Raw genomic sequence first — 17,288 nt, 5'->3', positions numbered from 1 at the left:
CCTCAGACGGGCCGCTGTGCAGCCACCCGCGAAACTCTGCTTTTTAAACCGCTACCAGGCGCACGCTGGCGCCTTCGCCGACGCCCAGGGCTTCGGCTGCTTCCAGGTCCAGGGTCACTGGCTTGCCCGGCGCGTAGTCCAGTTCCAGCATCACCGCACGGTAATCCTGCAACTGCGCATTGCTCACCAGGTACTGACGGCCAACGCCCTTGACCATCTCGCCGATCTTCACCGGCACCACGCGGCTCTGGGCAATCGAGCGGATGCCCGAGACCCGTGCATGCAGGGTCGGGCCACCGTCGAAAATGTCGATGTAATGGTCGGTTTCAAAACCTTCGCGCATCAGGATGTCGAAGGTGATCTGCGCACGCGGGTGCACCTGGCCCATGGCTTCCTGGGCTTGGTCGGGCAACAGCGGCACGTAGATCGGGTAATGGGGCATCAGTTCGGCGAGGAAGGTGCGGCTTTTCAACCCGCACAGGCGCTCGGCGGCGGCGTAGTTGAGGTCGAAGAAGTTGCGGCCGATGGCGTCCCAGAACGGCGAATCACCGTTCTCGTCGCTGTAGCCGACAATTTCGGTCACCACCGAGTCGGCAAACCGCTCGGGGTGGCTGGCGACAAACAACAGGCGGCCACGGGAGTTGAGCTCCGACCAGGCCGACCCCACCAGCTCCGGCACCACGTAGAAACTGGTCAGCAAGCTGTTGCCGGTCAGGTCGTGGCACTGGGACAGGACGTGGATTTTGTTGTGGATCTTCAGTTCACGGGAGGCGTGGACGAACGTCTCGTTGCGAAAGCTGTAGAACGGCTCGGAATAACCGGCCGAGGCGACGATGGCCGAACAGCCCACCAACTTGCCGGCAACGGTGTCTTCAAGGACAAAGAAATAGCTTTCTTCGCCGTTGAAACTCACTTCAGCGGCGAAGGAAGCTTCGCTGGCGGCGATTTTGTCGCTCAGGCGTTCAACGTCATCCGGCAGGGAGGTGACACCAATCGGGCTATCCGCAGCCAGACGCTGTACCTCGCCCAGATCAGCCATTTGCGCGGGGCGCATCACCAGCATGGTGTCACTCCTTAACTCGAAAACTTCATAAAAAAATATCGGACATTGAACCTGGAATCACCCAGGTCCCAATGTGGGAGCGGGCTTGCCCGCGATTGCGGTGGGCCAGTCACAACAACATCGACTGACAGATCGCTATCGCGGGCAAGCCCGCTCCCACACTTGATCCGGTTCGGCAGATAAAGGTGTATCTGTCAGGCTTGTGTTAGCGCTTTTACCGCACGTTCAAAACGGTCCAGGCCTTCGGTGATATCCGCCTCGTCCACCACCAGGCTCGGCGCAAAGCGCACCACGTCCGGGCCGGCTTGCAGGATCATCAGGTTTTCTTTCTCGGCCGCGTTGAACACGTCCTTGGCCTTGCCTTTGAACGCGTCGCTCAAGACACAACCGAGCAGCAGGCCCATGCCACGTATCTCGGTGAAGATGCCGTACTGCTTGCCGATCTGCTCCAGGCGGGCCTTGAACAGGTCATGCCGGGCGTGGACACCCGCCAGCACTTGCGGGGTGTTGATCACGTCGATCACCGCTTCGCCCACGGCACACGCCATCGGGTTACCGCCATAGGTGGTGCCGTGAGTACCGACCACCAGGTGCTTGGCCAGGGCGTCCGTGGTCAGCATCGCGGCAATCGGGAAACCGCCGCCCAGGCTCTTGGCGCTGGTGAGGATGTCCGGCACCACACCGTAATGCTGGTAGGCGAACAGGTTGCCAGTACGGCCCATGCCTGTCTGCACTTCGTCGAACACCAGCAGCGCGTTGTTGGCGTCGCACAAGTCGCGAGCCCCTTGCAGGTACGCAAGCTCGGCCGGCATCACGCCGCCTTCGCCCTGGATCGGCTCCAGCACCACGGCGCAGGTCTTGTCCGACACGGCGGCTTTCAGCGCGGCCAGGTCGTTAAAGGGAACGTGGGTGATGCCGGTGATTTTAGGACCGAAACCATCGGAGTATTTCGACTGGCCACCGACGTTGACGGTAAACAGGGTGCGGCCGTGGAAGCTGTTGAGCGCGGCGATGATCTCGTATTTCTCACTGCCGAAACGGTCGAATGCCACACGACGGGCCAGCTTGAAGGCGGCCTCGTTGGCTTCGGCACCGGAGTTGCAGAAGAACACCCGCTCGGCAAAGGTGGCGTCGATCAGCTTGTGGGCCAGGCGCAGGGCCGGTTCGTTGGTGAAAACGTTGGAGACGTGCCACAGCTTGTTGGCCTGTGCGGTCAGCGCACTGACCAGCGCCGGGTGGGCGTGGCCCAGCACGTTCACTGCGATGCCGCCGGCAAAATCGATCAGCTCGCGACCCGACTGGTCCCACACGCGGGAACCTTCGCCACGCACAGGGATAAAGGCGGCAGGGGCATAGTTGGGCACCATGACCTGGTCGAAATCGGCACGTTGCACCGGGGTTTGCTCAACGGACATCGGAGTCTCCTGAAGAGGAACGCCTGCCTGGAACTGGCGGGCGATGCAGGGATTGTAAGGACAGTTTTCAGTGCAGCCTTGCCGCCAAGCGACAACTTCTTATAGCGCCAACCCGCGATGTGCGTGGGTTTACGCCAATGCGACAAATAGCGTCGCAATGGCGCAGTTTAAACCGTGCGCCCGCTCCGTGGGCAGGTGATCTTCGCAACGGCGCCCAAGCATACCGCAGCAACTATCTACCGCCGTCGATCGGGTGCCGACTGGTCTGCTGGCAAGACATTAACCGCGTCAAGGACCGACCCCATGCCTCTGCCCCACCTTCCTGCCCCAGCCACCCCCCAGGCGCACCACGCCATCCTCGCCCAGGCCATTCCTCGCTGGCTCGGGGACGCCACCCCCGCCAGGCGCTCGGCCCTGCGCGAGTTGGCGCCGAGCTTCCCCGACTGGTACAAAAACGCCTCGGCCGCCCAGCATGAAACGCTCAAGCGCCTCAACAGTGACGCCTGGACCCGGCAGAACCAAGTGGACAAGGCCCTGGCGGGGCTCAAAAGCCCTGAGACCTTCGGCGCCGAGCTGCTGCAACCGGCGCTCAAGCGCCACTATGGCCTGGATCTGGATGTGCACAGCACCTGGCTGCAACTCTATGTCCCGCTGACCCTCGCCGGGTTCCAGGTCAAGGCCGGTGCGGCGCGCACCTGGAGCGTGTCCGTGCTGCAGGCCGCCCTGCATAACTTTGAACCTGCCGAAGCCGAGCCCGGAGCCTATCAGCAGCACTCCGGCTTCAGCACCCAACCCAATGCCGCCGGGCACTTCCAAAGCCTGCCGGCGGTTGATGCAAAAATCAGCATCGCGCAATTCGCCACCCTGTGCCGCGACCTGGATATCGGTGGCCGCTACCAGCGCTATCTCCACGACTATCTGGGGCTGGCCAACCCCGTGGCCAGGGCCGTGTTGCAGGCACGGGTGACGCAAAGCCTGACCAGCGCCCTCCATCTGGTGCTGTACATGGCACTGCTCAAGGGCGATCTCCCACAAGCCGGGTATGACGCAATGCACAGCCTGATCAATCACGGCCACTCGCGCCCGGCACTGATCGCCCACGAGCTGGTGATCATGTCCAGCCGCCTGAGCGGGATCGTGCTGTTTGCGCAGCACCTGGAGACGAGCCGCGAGGTGGTGCCGGTGATTGTCTATATCCCCGACGACCCGCAACACCCAATCAAGCAATATGCCAGCGCCCAGGCGTTTGTCCAGGCGCTCAGCGCACGCCTGCGTTCCACGGACTTTCAACAATTCTTCAGTCGTTTTGTCAGCCACGCCGATACCGGCCGTTTTTTTGCCGACCTCACCCGCCGCCTCTCCGAAGTGACCTGGCATCCCCATACGCCAGGCGACCCGCTGCCCAGTTGGCGGGCAACCGATGTGGAGCGGCCCAACCTGCAAGTGCGCGGCATCCCCATCAAGCAGCCGCTGTTCCAGCATCTGCATCAGATGAAGTTGAGCAAACTGCTGGACGATGCCAGTAGCCAGGCGGTGTCCACCGCCAGCGTCAACCAGCAAGCGCGCTGGGAGCGCTGGGACCTGGTGCAAAAAATCGCCTCGGTGGTGCTGCAAGTGGCCACCTTGTTTGTCGCACCATTTGTTGCGCCGCTGGGTCTGCTGATGCTCGGCTACACCGCCTATCAACTGCTGGACGAAGCCTTTGAAGGGATCATCGACTGGTCTGAAGGCCGGGTGCAGGAAGCCTTTGTGCATGGCATGGGGCTTGTCGAGCAAGTGGTGCAATTGGGTCTGTTTGCCACCGGGGTCCCCATCGCCCAGGGCATTCTGCGCAAGGTACTGCCGGTTGAGAGCCTGCGCTTTATCGACAGCCACACACCGGTGACCACACCCGACGGCAGCGCCCGCCTGTGGCACCCTGACCTGGCCCCCTATCGCCACGCGCGCGTACCGCCCAAGACCCTGCGCCCCGACGCACAAGGCCTGTACCGTTACAACGGCAACAACCTGTTGCGCCTGGACGACGGCCACTACAACCTGCGGCAAGACCCCTCCAGCCAGCGCTATTTCATACAACACCCGACCCGGCCATCGGCCTATCAGCCGGCGGTGATGACCAACGGCCAGGGGGCCTGGATCACGGAACTGGAGCGCCCGTTGAGCTGGGACAGTGCCACCTTGATGCGCCGTCTCGGCTACCAGACCGACGGCCTCAGCGACGCCCAACTGCAACAGGTGCGCAGCGTCAGCGGCACCCATGACAACGCCCTGCGCAGCATGCACCTCAACCATCAGGCACCTCCGCCGTTGCTGGCCGACAGCCTCAAGCGCTTTCAGATCGACCAGTCCCTGCAAGACTTCATCACGCAGTTGAACAGCAACGACCCCATGATTTATCGCCAGGCCGACCCCCAGACCCAGTTGCAGGTGCTGACCGGCTCCGGGTTATGGCCTGCCTCCAGGACCCTGCGCTTTCTCGACCCCAGCGGCAAAACCCAATGGGAGTTTGCCGGCCGCCCAGGGGCGAGTGTGGTGCAAGTCCACGAAGCCCAACTCAAGCGTGGTGATTTACTGCACATTCTGCTGGAAAGCCTGAATGAACCGGAACGCAAGGCACTCCTGGAAGAGCCTGCCGAGCTTGCCACGCCTGACGCCCACCTGCGCGTCGCCGCCCTGCGCCAGAAAATCGCCCGGTTTGCCTACCTCAAACGCTTCGCCCTGTTCGACTCCCATTACCGCACAGCAGAACGTATCCAGACCCCTTCGCTGCAAAAAATCATCGACGCGGCGCCCGAGCCCGGGTTGCCCACCAGCGTCGCCGAGGAACTGCTGGCCAGTGCCAGCGGGGAAGAATGGCGACAAATCGACCAGGGCACGGTGCCTGCGCGCATTGTTGCGCAGGCGGCCTCGGCCCAATTGGATGTCCGCACCACCCGGGCCTACGAAGGCCTGTATCTGGACGCCATCGACAACCCGGACACGCACCTGCTCGGCCTGTTATCCCTGGAACGCTTGCCCGGATGGTCGACCGGCCTGCGCCTGGAGGTCCGCCAGTACCGTATCGACGGCCCCTTGCTGGAAGCGATCGGGAGCGCAGAGGCGCCGACCAGGCGCACGCTGGTCTACACCGAAACAGGCCACTACATCGCGCTCGCCGACCAGGGCCCGGGGTCGGCCGAGAGCGATTTTTACAACGCAGTGCTCCAGGCCCTCCCGGACCGCCAGCGCCATGCCCTCAACCTCCAGGCAGGCCAGGGCGAACGCCTGCGCCAAGTGATTGGCGAATATGCCGTGGATCGCGATCAGTTGCGCGGCTGGCTGCACAAAGACCTCTATCGCAAACCCACCTATGACCCCCAGGTCATGCGCCTGCGTGGCGGCATGGACGGCTACCAGGCCGCCGGCCCTTCCCAACCGGCCGCAACCCGACCGCCCACCCTTGAGGAGCGCGCGCACCACCTGCTGCCCAGCCTCAACCCACAACAGATCGCCGAAGTGGTGCAAACCCTGGAAGACCGGCCAGTAGGGGCCCTGGCGACCTTGGCCACCCTGCAAGCCGAATACAACAGGCTGGACCTTGAGCTGGCCATCTGGGAGGCCATGACACCGGCCTTCCACCCCTTGAGCGAAACCCCGCTGGCCCCCCAGGAATATCAGTACGCTCGCCGCAATCGCGCGCTGTGGGCCCAGGAAATCAGACGCGGCTGGCGCCAGGAAACCGAAATCGATCACTACCACGAACCCCTGACCCTCAATGGCCACAAGCTGCAACTGACAATCCCCATCTACGGCGAGTTGCCCAGGCTCACGGCGCGCTTCGAGCACATCAGCCTGCTGGAGATGCAGGGCGAACACACACCCTTGCAGGTCAATGACTTCTTGCAACTGTTCCCCCGGCTGCGGCACTTGAGCATCAAGCAGTTTGCCCTGGGGCACCTGCCACCGAGCATCCCGCAATTGCCCAACCTCACCGCCCTGGTCTTGAACACCTGCAATATCACCCTGACCGAAGAAAGCCAGGCAGCCCTCAGCGGCATGACCCGCCTGATGACCCTGGACCTGTACAACAACCCCCTGGGCTTGCCCTTCAGCGTCGCCAACATGCCCGCCCTGCAACACCTGGACCTGAGCCACACCGGCTTGCGTGAACTGCCGGCGGACATACTCAGCCGCCCGCAGCTGGAACTGGTGGTCCTGTCCAACAACCAGATTCGCGAACTGCCGGCTGCGCTCTTCAATTTGCCGGCCGATACCAGCCGCAAGTTCGATCTTTCCGCCAACCCGCTGTCACGCCCCACCCTGGAACAGCTCAAGGCCTATTACCAAAGGACCGGCGGCCACTGGGAGATAGAAGCCCCCAGCGCGGATGTCGAACTGGCCCAGCGCCTGTACCCCACCCTCAGCAACGAAGAGATCAATCACTTGATCCTTGGCCTGCCGGGCGACCTGGAGGCCGGAAGGGTCGCCCTGCAACAGCTGGAGAGCGAATACCCAATGATCCGCCAGGACCTGACGTCCTGGGCCGAGGATGAACAGGTATCGACCCAGGAGCGCACCTACCGCTCACTGTTCCTTGATACGCTTGAGGCGGCCTGGCGCCGTGAAACCGAACTGGATGCCGATGCCCAGGGCGGCGTACCGCGCTTCACCCTGCGGCTGGCTTACCCCATCAGCGGCACGCTGGCGGCCATGCGTACACCGTTCAGGCACATCTCGTCACTGAGCCTGACCGGCAACGGGGCCGCCCTGCAGGTGGATGAGTTTTTGCGCAGTTTTACGGGACTGGAGCGACTGTCCATCGACCGCTACACCCTGGTTCACGTGCCCAAGACCATTGCCCAACTGAACCGACTGACCCATCTGCGCCTGGACCGCTGCGCCATCGAAATGAACCCCGCCAGCGCCCTGGCCCTTTCCGGCATGCCCCAGCTCAAGCACCTGGACCTGGCCAATAATCGCCTGGCCTGGGTGCCGGACTTCAATCGCCTGACGGGGCTGACCAGTGTGTCGCTGAGCAACACCGGCCTGCGGGAGATTCCGCCGTCACTGCTCTCCGGCAGGGTCTTGCGAAGCCGGGTAGACCTGAGCCATAACGCCATCGAGCGGATCCCCGAAGCCGGGTTCAAGTTGCCCGCCATCGTTGCCGCAGCCTTTGATCTATCGGGCAACCCCTTGTCCGAACAAACCCTGGTACGTCTCAAGACCTATTGCCAGCGCACGGCCGAACACTGGAATGTCCAGGCGCCCCAGCCGCAACTGCAACAGCTCCAGGCGCTGTACCCACGGCTCGACACCCGTGAAGCCAGCCGCCTGTACTTCCAACTGCCCGGCGACCTGAACAACGCTCCCGCCGAAATCGAGCGCCTGGCCCTCGAGTACCCACAGATGCAAACCCAGCTGCAGGCCTGGGCCCTCGACATCCCGCAAAGGGACCCTCTGCTCGACACCGTGCTGGATGAAGGCGCCCGGGCCGAAGAACAGATCCGCCGCCTGCACTTCAAAGACCTGCTCGAACGCTGCTGGCGGCGGGAAAGCGAACTGGACGACTCCAACAGCGTCATCCGCCGCAGCTACAAGCTGGTGTTTCACGGGCAACTGCTGGGGGACATGCCCCAGCTGAACGCCCGGTTCAACCATGTGAGCCTGGTGGAAATCATCGGCGACGGCACCAATCAACAGGTCGATGGATTGCTGCGCTGCCTTCCCAACCTGATCAACCTGACCCTTGAGGGCCACGCATTGCTCGACATCCCCGCGACGGTGTTCAACCTTCCACGCCTGCGCTACCTGAAGCTGGCGGACAACCAGATCCGCCTGACGCCCAACAGCCAGGAACAGCTCTCGCGCCTGGTCCACCTGGAATACCTGGACATGAGCGACAACCCGCTGACCCTGTTGCCGGACCTGCGCAACCTGACGCGCCTGAAGTCAATCTACCTGCACAACTGCGAGCTGGTACAAGTGCCGGAGGGGGTGTTCAGCCTGGGTCGCCTGCGGGTGCTGGACCTGAGCGACAACCAAATCACCGAACTGCCCAGCGACCTGATGGAGATGCCCTTGCCACTCAACGATGACTCTGACTTGAGCGGCAACCCATTGTCCGAGCAGAGCCTTGAGTTGCTGCGCAACTATTACCGCCAGACAGGCTACGAACTGGGTGTGGAAGAGGCAATGTTCGACGCGTTCGGCATAGAACTGCCCGCCCCGGGCACACCGAGGCCAATGGAGGAATAAACCCGCGACTCAGCCGCGCTCGGAGGGCACCGACGAGAGCTCGAACGGGCTGCTGCTGCGCCGCTGGTTGCGGTCTTCACGGGGGGTGGCGCCAAAGAAGTTGCGGTAGGCACTGGAGAAGTGCGGCCCCGAGGAGAAGCCGCAGGACAGGCCAATCTGGATGATCGACTTGCTGGTTTGCATCAGCATCTGGCGCGCCTTGTTCAGGCGCAGCTCCAGGTAGTACTGGCTGGGAACGCGGTTGAGGTATTGCTTGAAGATGCGCTCCAGTTGTCGTCGCGACACGCATACATGCTGGGCGATTTCGTCGGTGGTCAGCGGCTCTTCGATATTGGCCTCCATCAGCAACACCGCCTGGGTCAGCTTCGGATGGCTGGAACCCAGGCGGTTTTGCAGGGGGATACGCTGGCGCTCGCCGCCTTCGCGGATGCGTTCTACCACCAACTCTTCGGAGACCGCACCGGCCAGTTCGGCGCCGTGGTCACGGGCCAGCACCGCCAGCAGCAGGTCGAGCACCGACATGCCACCGCAGGCGGTCAGGCGATCACGATCCCAATCGAACAAATGACTGGTGGCGATGACCTTGGGAAAACGCTCGGCAAAGTCGTCCTGCCAGCGCCAGTGCACGGCGGCGCGATAACCGTCGAGCAAGCCCAGTTGCGCCAGGGGATACACCCCCGCCGACAAGCCGCCGATCACGCAGCCGGCACGCACCAGTTGCTTGAGCGCGGTGCCCAGTTGGGACGCGATTACCGTAGGCGGCTCATCGGCCAGCAGGAACAACTTCTGGAAGCCTTCCAGCTTGCCGGCCCAGGGTTCGCCGGGCAATGTCCACTCGCCATCGAGCGGTGGCTCGGCCTGCAGGAATGACACCTCGTAGACCACATCCGGATGCACCCGCTGGGCCACGCGCAAGGCCTCCTCAGCCAGCGCAAGCGTCAGGGCTTTAGTGCTGGGCCAAATCAGGAAACCGATGCGATGGGCTGTCATGGAGGGCTATCCGAAACGAAAACGGTAATGAAGACAAGGGCCAATGCTAGCCCGTAAACCAACACAAATCTCAACACAAACAGAGATCTAATGTGGGAGCTGGCTTGCCGGCTACCACAGGGAATCGAGGCCAACCTCAAGGTTGCGAAGCATGCACTATTCCAGTGCACAAACGCAGCCTTGTTTACTTCAAGCTCCCGGACAAGAACTGCTGCAACCGCTCGGACTGCGGGTTGACCAGCACTTCACGCGGGTTGCCACGCTCTTCGACAATGCCTTTGTGCAGGAACACCAACTGGTTGGACACTTCACGGGCAAAGCCCATTTCGTGGGTCACCACCACCATGGTCCGGCCTTCCAGGGCCAGGTCCTGCATGACTTTCAACACTTCGCCAACCAGCTCCGGGTCGAGGGCCGAAGTCGGCTCGTCAAACAGCATCACCTCAGGCTCCATCGCCAGCGCCCGGGCAATCGCCACGCGCTGCTGCTCGCCACCGGACATATGGCCGGGGAACGCATCCTTGCGATGGGCCACGCCGACTTTGGCCAGGTAGTGCTCGGCCTTTTCACGGGCGTCTTTTTTCGACATGCCCAGCACATGCACCGGGGCTTCCATGACGTTTTCCAGGGCAGTCATGTGCGACCACAGGTTGAAATGCTGGAACACCATCGACAGGCGCGAACGCATGCGCTGCAGCTGCTTGGGGTCGGCAGCCTTCATGGCGCCGTCCTTGTTGGGCACCAGTTTCAGCTCTTCGTTATTGAGCAGGATCTTGCCGGCGTGGGGCTGCTCCAGCAGGTTGATGCAGCGCAAAAAGGTACTTTTACCCGAACCACTGGAACCGATGATGCTGATCACATCACCGGCCGCGGCGGCCAGGGACACGCCTTTGAGCACTTCATGACTGCCATAGCATTTATGCAGGTCTTGGACTTCAAGTTTGTACATGCGGTCGGTTCTCACAAAAACAGTTGGTCAGTCGTTGAGCAAGCGCCCGTGACGCAACGCTTCGCGCCCCGCCACCTTGGCCAGCCAGAAACCCGCTTGGGCATAACGTAGCCGTTCAACGGCAAACAACACCCCCGGCGTGCCGGCACAGACAATGCTGACGCGGTCGGCCAAAGGGTCAATCACTTCAAAAATCGGTTCGCCGGCGTCCACCCAGTCCCCGGCTTTACGCAGGTAACTGATCACCCCGGCGTGGGGGGCAAACAGCAATTCGGTGCCTTCAAAGGGCACGCCTTCACACGGTTCATGTTGCGGCGCCGGCCACTGCCCCTTGATCAGGCCCTGTTCGGCGAGGAATGCGAGGATGCCTTGGGCGTGGAAAATCGCCTCATCGCGCCCCGTATCGGCCTGGCCGCCCAGCTCCAGGGTCGTGGCCAGGCACGCCAGGGGGATCGGCACCTCGGCAAATGCCCGCGACAAACGCAGCCACGGCAACGAGCAGGCCTCGTCAAACGAGCTGCCGCCGGAGTCTTCCGCCAGCAGGCCGACCTTCACATTCAAATGCGCCGCCAACGAGCGCCACTGGGGCCAGTGCTGGGGCAGCGCGTACATGTGCAGCGCGGCTTCGGCGTCGCAGTGCAGGTCGAGGACCACATCGGCAGTGCAGGCATGGCCCAGCAAGACCCGCTGCATACCTTGCAACTGGCTGCTCGGCTCGGGCAGCGCATTGAGCGCATCACTCATTGCCTGGCGGATCATGCGCACGTTGGCGTGGGGATCATCCCCCAGCCGGCCCTCCAGCAAGGCCGCAACCGGCTCGCTCAACTCGACGAAATCCCGGTTGAAGTTCTTGCCGGTGCCGACCTCGAAACGCCCCTGGTGGCTGCCTTGCAGCAATTGGCCCAGGCCCATCGGGTTGGCCACCGGCACCAGCTCGACCACCCCGTTGAGGGCGCCTTGCTGTTCCAGTTCGGCCAGGCGTTTTTTCAGCTCCCAGGCGGCGCGCATCCCCGGTAACTCATCGGCATGCAGGCTGGCCTGGATATACGCCTTGCGCTCGCCATGGCCGAAACGGAATACCGTCAACTGGCGCTCGCAACCCAGGTGCCCCCAGGGCAGTACGTGCTCGATGCGTTCCATAGTCAGTGCTTCCGGGGTGCCAGGTAGCTCAACCAGCGACGCTCGGCCAACTTGAACAGGCGCACCAGGATGAACGTCAGGCACAGGTAGAACAGGCCCGCGGTGATATAGGCTTCAAACGGTAGGTAGTACTGGGCGTTCACCGTGCGCGCGGCACCGGTGATGTCGATCAGGGTGACGATGGAGGCCAGGCTGGTGGTCTGCAACATCATGATCACTTCGTTGCTGTACTGCGGCAGCGCCCGGCGCAGGGCCGATGGCAGCAGGATGCGGCGGTACAGCTTGTAGCGCGACATGCCCATGGCCTTGGCCGCTTCGATCTCGCCATGGGGCGTGGCCTTGAGGCTGCCGGCAATGATCTCGGCGGTGTAGGCGCTGGTATTGATGGCAAAGGCCAGGCATGCACAGAAGGTTGCGCTGGACAGCCACGGCCAGAGGACACTCTCGCGCACCGCTTCAAACTGGGCCAGGCCGTAGTAGATCAAAAACAGCTGCACCAGCATCGGCGTGCCGCGGATCACATAGGTGTAGAGCCAGGCCGTGCCATTGACCAACGGCTGCTTGGACACCCGCATCAGGCCCAGGGGCACGGCGGCGAGCAGGCCGAAGAACAGCGAGACCAGCAGCAGTTTGAGGGTGGTCAGCAGGCCGCCAAGGTACAGCGGCATGGCCTCCCAGATGACGTTGTAGTCGAAGATCATAGATCAGCCGCCTTTACGCCTACCGAGTAGCGCTTCTCAAGGTAACGCAGGGCCAGCAACGAGACGCTGGTGATCACCAGGTACATCGCCGCCACCGCGAGGAAGAAGGTAAAAGGTTCGCGGGTGGCATCCGCCGCCTGCTTGGCCTTGAACATCATGTCTTGCAGGCCCACCACCGAAATCAGCGCGGTGGCCTTGGTCAATACCAGCCAGTTGTTGGTAAAGCCGGGGATTGCCAGGCGGATCATCTGCGGCACCATCACCCGGAAAAATACCTGGAACGGGCTCATGCCATAGGCCATGCCCGCTTCGGCCTGCCCCTTGGGGATGGCCATGAACGCACCGCGGAAGGTTTCCGACAGGTAGGCGCCAAAGATGAAACCCAGGGTGCCGATACCGGCGGCCAAGGGGTTCAAGTCAATATAGTCGTCGTAGCCCAAAAGCGGCGCGACACGGTTGAGCAGGTCCTGGCCGCCGTAGAAAATCAGCAGGATCAGCACCAGGTCGGGGATCCCGCGGATCACCGTGGAATACAGGTCACCCAGCCAAGCCAGCCAGCGGACCGGCGACAGGCGCAAGGCAACTCCGATCAGACCCAGAACAATGGCCAAGGCCATGGACGACAAGGCGAGCTGAAGCGTCAACCATGCGCCATCGAGGATAACGGCCCCGTAGCCTTTCAACATGATTCAGGTCCTCGAAAAGGCGGATGAAAAAATGGCGCAAACTTCAGAGATCCTGGTGCTTGCGCCATTTCAGACAGACAACTGCGAAGGTTTACTTGGCGTCAGCGCCGTAAATATCGAAGTTGAAATACTTTTTCTCGATTTCTTTGTACTTGCCATTGGCGCGGATCGCGGCGATGGCTGCGTTGATGCGGTCCAGGTTGGCCTTGTCGCCTTTACGTACCGCGATACCGATGCCGTCGCCGAAGTATTTGGCGTCGGTGAACGCAGGACCTACGAACCCGTAGCCTTTACCAGCGTCGGTCTTCAGGAAACCGTCCTCAAGCAGGGTCGCATCAGCCACGGTGCCATCAAGGCGACCGGCAGCCACGTCCAGGTAGATTTCGTTCTGGGTGCTGTAGGGAACGATGGTCGCACCTTTAGGCGCCAGGACTTCCTTGGCGAAACGGTCATGGATCGAACCGCGCTGTACGCCGATCTTCTTGTCCTTGAGCTCAACCAGGCTGTCGCTGACCGTGACGCTGTCCTTCATCACCAGGCGTGCCGGGGTCAGGTAGTAGCGGTTGGTGAAGTCCACGGATTTCTTGCGGTCGTCGGTGATGGACATGGACGACAGGATCGCGTCGATCTTGCGTACCTTAAGCGCCGGGATCAGGCCGTCGAATTCCTGCTCGACCCAGGTGCACTTGACCTTCATCTCTTCGCACAGGGCGTTGCCGATGTCGTAGTCGAAACCGACGATGTTGCCATCCGGCGCCTTCGAGGCAAACGGAGGGTAGGCTGCTTCGATACCAATTTTCAGCGGTTTCTCTTCAGCGAAGGCCTGCATGGACAGCACGGACAGCGCCAGGGCGCCCAACAGCACGAGTTTCTTCATCTTGGGACTCCATCGGTATAGGACAAAAACAGCAGTATGAGCCATGGCCCACGATGCGACTGAGTGAAACCGAATAGCGGTGCTGCGTCCTACATCAGTTCAACACGGCGACGACGAGCGAGTGATCGGCATTCTAACGACAGGCCGGAAGCCGATATTTCCTCAATGCGACAACAATTTACAGAAGCACCGAGAAAACGACTCCGACATATTGACAGCCTCTGCTTTTTATGCAATGGCAAAAGATATTCAACCTATTAACGCTGCAAATTGCGGGCCTATTATTCGCAAACCCTTCTATTCCGGCAAGTGTAGCGTTTGATCTTATTTTGCCGGGTGTCTGAAACGGGCGTTTTCGCGGCATGGATGTAGCACTTTGCCTCATGTTTGGGCGCAAGGTTACACATTTGCACCACTGGGTAACATTCAGAAATGCCCTACGAGATAAACCGATATTTATTGGCTTGGTGCTGAGAACGGTCTGTCAGCCACCCTACCCTATTGTAGGAGCTGGCTTGCCTGCTCCCACATTGATGGTATTGCACAGTGAATTCCCACAAAAAAGCCCCACCCGGCCTACACCGAATGGGGCTTGGTCCCCTAGACCCGCTTACGCGACGTTCATGGTCTTGTGGGTATCGATCAGATGCTGCACCACGCTCGGGTCAGCCAGGGTGGAGATATCCCCCAGCCCGTCATACTCGGCCGTGGCAATCTTGCGCAGGATACGGCGCATGATTTTCCCCGAACGGGTTTTCGGCAAGCCCGGTGCCCACTGGATCACATCCGGCGAAGCGATTGGGCCGATTTCCTTGCGCACCCAGTTTTTCAGCTCCAGGCGCAACGCTTCGCTCGGCTCTTCGCCGTTTTTCAGGGTGACATACACATAGATGCCCTGGCCCTTGATGTCGTGGGGCACGCCAACCACGGCCGCCTCGGTGACTTTCGGGTGGGCAACCATGGCGCTTTCGATCTCGGCGGTGCCCATGCGGTGCCCGGAAACGTTGAGCACGTCATCCACACGGCCGGTGATCCACCAGTAGCCGTCTTCATCGCGACGCGCACCGTCACCGGTGAAGTACATGCCACGGAAGGTCTTGAAGTACGTGTCGACGAAACGGTCATGGTCGCCGTACAGGGTACGCGCCTGGCCCGGCCACGAATCGAGGATCACCAGGTTGCCTTCGGCGGCGCCCTCGATGATGTTGCCCAGGTTGTCCACCAACGCCGGCACCACGCCAAAGAACGGACGTGCCGCCGACCCTGGTTTGAGGGCGTGGGCCCCCGGCAACGGGCTCATCAGGGTCGCGCCGGTTTCGGTCTGCCACCAGGTATCGACAATCGGGCAACGGGATTGGCCGACGTTTTTGTAGTACCAGTCCCACGCTTCCGGGTTGATCGGCTCACCCACCGAACCCAACAGGCGCAGGCTGCTGCCATCGGTGCCTTCGCAGGCGGCGGTGCCGGAAGCCATCATCGCGCGGATCGCGGTCGGCGCGGTGTAGAGGATATTGACCTTGTGTTTGTCGACGATTTTCCCCACCCGCGTGATATCCGGGTAGTTCGGCACGCCCTCGAACAGCAGCGTGGTCGCGCCATTGGCCAGCGGGCCGTAGACAATATAGGTGTGGCCAGTGACCCAGCCGACGTCGGCGGTGCACCAGTAGACTTCGCCCGGGCGGTAGTCGAACACGCGCTCGTGGGTCAGCGCCGCGTACAACAGGTAGCCGCCGGTGGTGTGTTGCACGCCCTTGGGCTTGCCGGTGGAGCCGGAGGTATAAAGGATGAACAGCGCTTCTTCGGCGCCCATCTCTTTGGGCGCGCAGACCGTGCCCGCCACTTTCATCAGGTCTTCGTACCAGATGTCGCGATGCTGGTTCCACTTGATCTGGCCATTGGTGCGCTTGCACACGATGACTTTCTGGATGCTGCTGGTTTCCGGGTTGGTCAGGGCGTCGTCGACATTGGCCTTGAGCGGCACCTTCTTGCCGGCACGGATGCCTTCGTCGGCGGTGATCACCACCTTGGACTTGCAGTCGATGATGCGACCGGCCAGGGCCTCAGGGGAGAAACCGCCAAAGACGACCGAGTGGATCGCGCCGATGCGGGTACAGGCCAGCATGGCGACCACGGCTTCGGGGATCATTGGCATATAGATGGTCACCACGTCGCCGCGGTGCACGTCCTGGCCACGCAGGGCGTTGGCGAACTTGCACACTTGTTCATGCAGCTCGCGGTAGGTGATGGTGCGGCTCTCGGAAGGGTCGTCGCCTTCCCAGATGATCGCCGCCTGGTCGCCGCGCTCGGCGAGGTGACGGTCCAGGCAGTTGTAGGAAACGTTAAGGGTGCCGTCAGCAAACCATTTGATATCGACATGGTGGTCGTCGAACGAGGTCTGCTTGACCGTGGTGAAAGGCTTGATCCAGTCAAGACGCTTGGCTTGCTCGCGCCAGAAGCCGTCGGGGTTGACCACCGACTGCTGGTACATGGCCTTGTAGGTCGCCTCGTCAGTCAGCGTGTTGGCTGCTACTTCGGGGCGAACGGGGTACAGGGAAGCCGCACTCATCTTTCTTACCTCGGTGACAATAGTTGTTGTTGTATGCCCCTGTTGTAGCCGGGGTAGGCCTATAGAACCATTCGACGATGGTAGTAACAAGCCCCTACAAATTGCCCTGTTATCCCCTTGCAATGCTCTGGCTCGGGGCCTGTGGCGCTTTTCTCGGCATCTAAAAAAACCTCTGTCGTGGATTGTTACGAAAACCGCCAATAGTGTTTATCAAAAGCACGGGTATATGAATGTAACCCAGGCGCCTACAATCAACCTCGCCAACAAGGCACCGTGATTAACCAAGTTGCAGCCCCCACGAAGGCACGTTAATCCGAACTCTCTACTCAAGTTACACACGTAGCCTCACAAGGGCCCCGTGACCCCCTTCGACTGTAAAAAGGTAAATTGGAAATGAAAGCTTTATTAGTTATGGCCCTTGCCAGCTTGTGCGCCACCGCCGCCCTGGCCGACGAGATCCCGACTGACGTAGCCAGCCAGCACACCGCCATTGTTGAGGAATACACCTACTCCACTGATCTGGATATTGCCAAGGTGGTGTCCATGAGTGCTATTCCCAATGTCTGCGAAGTTGTTCCAGCACGCATGGAATATGAAGATCACCAGGGCCAGCGTCATATCCTTAATTACAAAGTCATGGGCAGTGGTTGCTCTAACGGCTAATAAT

At 61.4% G+C, this 17,288-nt stretch carries 11 protein-coding genes; 2 read left to right on the top strand and 9 right to left on the bottom strand.

Annotated features, from left to right (window positions below):
• Nucleotides 1-43: 43 nt before the first annotated feature.
• Nucleotides 44-1,063 carry an arginine/ornithine succinyltransferase subunit alpha gene (aruF, locus tag AC07W7_RS20565; RefSeq protein ID WP_076962892.1) on the bottom strand — a complete coding sequence of 340 codons (1,020 nt, stop codon included), beginning with the start codon at nucleotides 1,061-1,063 and terminating at the stop codon, nucleotides 44-46.
• 194 nt (nucleotides 1,064-1,257) lie between these two features.
• Nucleotides 1,258-2,478, bottom strand: coding sequence for an aspartate aminotransferase family protein (locus AC07W7_RS20560; protein WP_076962893.1), 1,221 nt, complete (start codon nucleotides 2,476-2,478; stop codon nucleotides 1,258-1,260).
• Nucleotides 2,479-2,781: 303 nt separating this feature from the next.
• Between AC07W7_RS20560 and AC07W7_RS20555 the strand changes: the two genes are divergently transcribed.
• Nucleotides 2,782-8,712: a dermonecrotic toxin domain-containing protein gene (locus AC07W7_RS20555; RefSeq protein WP_495040019.1), complete on the top strand. Its 5,931-nt coding sequence runs from the start codon at nucleotides 2,782-2,784 to the stop codon at nucleotides 8,710-8,712.
• 9 nt (nucleotides 8,713-8,721) lie between these two features.
• On the opposite strand, the gene argR is transcribed toward AC07W7_RS20555, so the two are convergent.
• The 7 genes from argR to acs form a co-directional block, all read right to left on the bottom strand.
• The gene (gene argR / locus AC07W7_RS20550; RefSeq protein ID WP_076962895.1) at nucleotides 8,722-9,702 is read right to left on the bottom strand and encodes a transcriptional regulator ArgR; all 981 of its coding nucleotides are present in this window, start codon (nucleotides 9,700-9,702) and stop codon (nucleotides 8,722-8,724) included.
• 184 nt (nucleotides 9,703-9,886) lie between these two features.
• A complete protein-coding gene (locus tag AC07W7_RS20545) occupies nucleotides 9,887-10,651 on the bottom strand; it encodes an ABC transporter ATP-binding protein (RefSeq protein ID WP_076962896.1) in 765 nt (254 codons plus the stop codon).
• Nucleotides 10,652-10,678: 27 nt separating this feature from the next.
• The gene (locus AC07W7_RS20540) at nucleotides 10,679-11,791 is read right to left on the bottom strand and encodes a succinylglutamate desuccinylase/aspartoacylase family protein (RefSeq protein ID WP_495040018.1); all 1,113 of its coding nucleotides are present in this window, start codon (nucleotides 11,789-11,791) and stop codon (nucleotides 10,679-10,681) included.
• 2 nt (nucleotides 11,792-11,793) lie between these two features.
• Nucleotides 11,794-12,492, bottom strand: coding sequence for an ABC transporter permease (locus AC07W7_RS20535; protein ID WP_076962898.1), 699 nt, complete (start codon nucleotides 12,490-12,492; stop codon nucleotides 11,794-11,796).
• Complete coding sequence (locus tag AC07W7_RS20530; protein ID WP_029294434.1) at nucleotides 12,489-13,178, bottom strand: ABC transporter permease; 690 nt, start codon at nucleotides 13,176-13,178, stop codon at nucleotides 12,489-12,491. The genes AC07W7_RS20535 and AC07W7_RS20530 overlap by 4 nt, the downstream gene beginning before the upstream one ends.
• A gap of 91 nt (nucleotides 13,179-13,269) precedes the next feature.
• Complete coding sequence (locus AC07W7_RS20525; RefSeq protein WP_099168443.1) at nucleotides 13,270-14,055, bottom strand: ABC transporter substrate-binding protein; 786 nt, start codon at nucleotides 14,053-14,055, stop codon at nucleotides 13,270-13,272.
• A 610-nt stretch (nucleotides 14,056-14,665) separates the two neighbouring features.
• Entirely contained in the window at nucleotides 14,666-16,621 is a 1,956-nt protein-coding gene (acs, locus tag AC07W7_RS20520; RefSeq protein WP_038442654.1) for an acetate--CoA ligase, read from the bottom strand.
• Nucleotides 16,622-17,014: 393 nt separating this feature from the next.
• On the opposite strand from acs, the gene AC07W7_RS20515 reads away from it, so the two are divergent.
• Nucleotides 17,015-17,284 (top strand): DUF2790 domain-containing protein, encoded by a 270-nt coding sequence (locus AC07W7_RS20515; protein ID WP_076962901.1) that lies wholly within the window; start codon nucleotides 17,015-17,017, stop codon nucleotides 17,282-17,284.
• Nucleotides 17,285-17,288 lie beyond the last annotated feature (4 nt).

The sequence above is a fragment of the Pseudomonas sp. GW821-FHT01D09 genome, from assembly GCF_059422465.1.
The sequence above is the reverse complement of the archived record's forward strand: the minus strand, read 5'-3'. Positions and strand labels throughout refer to the sequence as shown.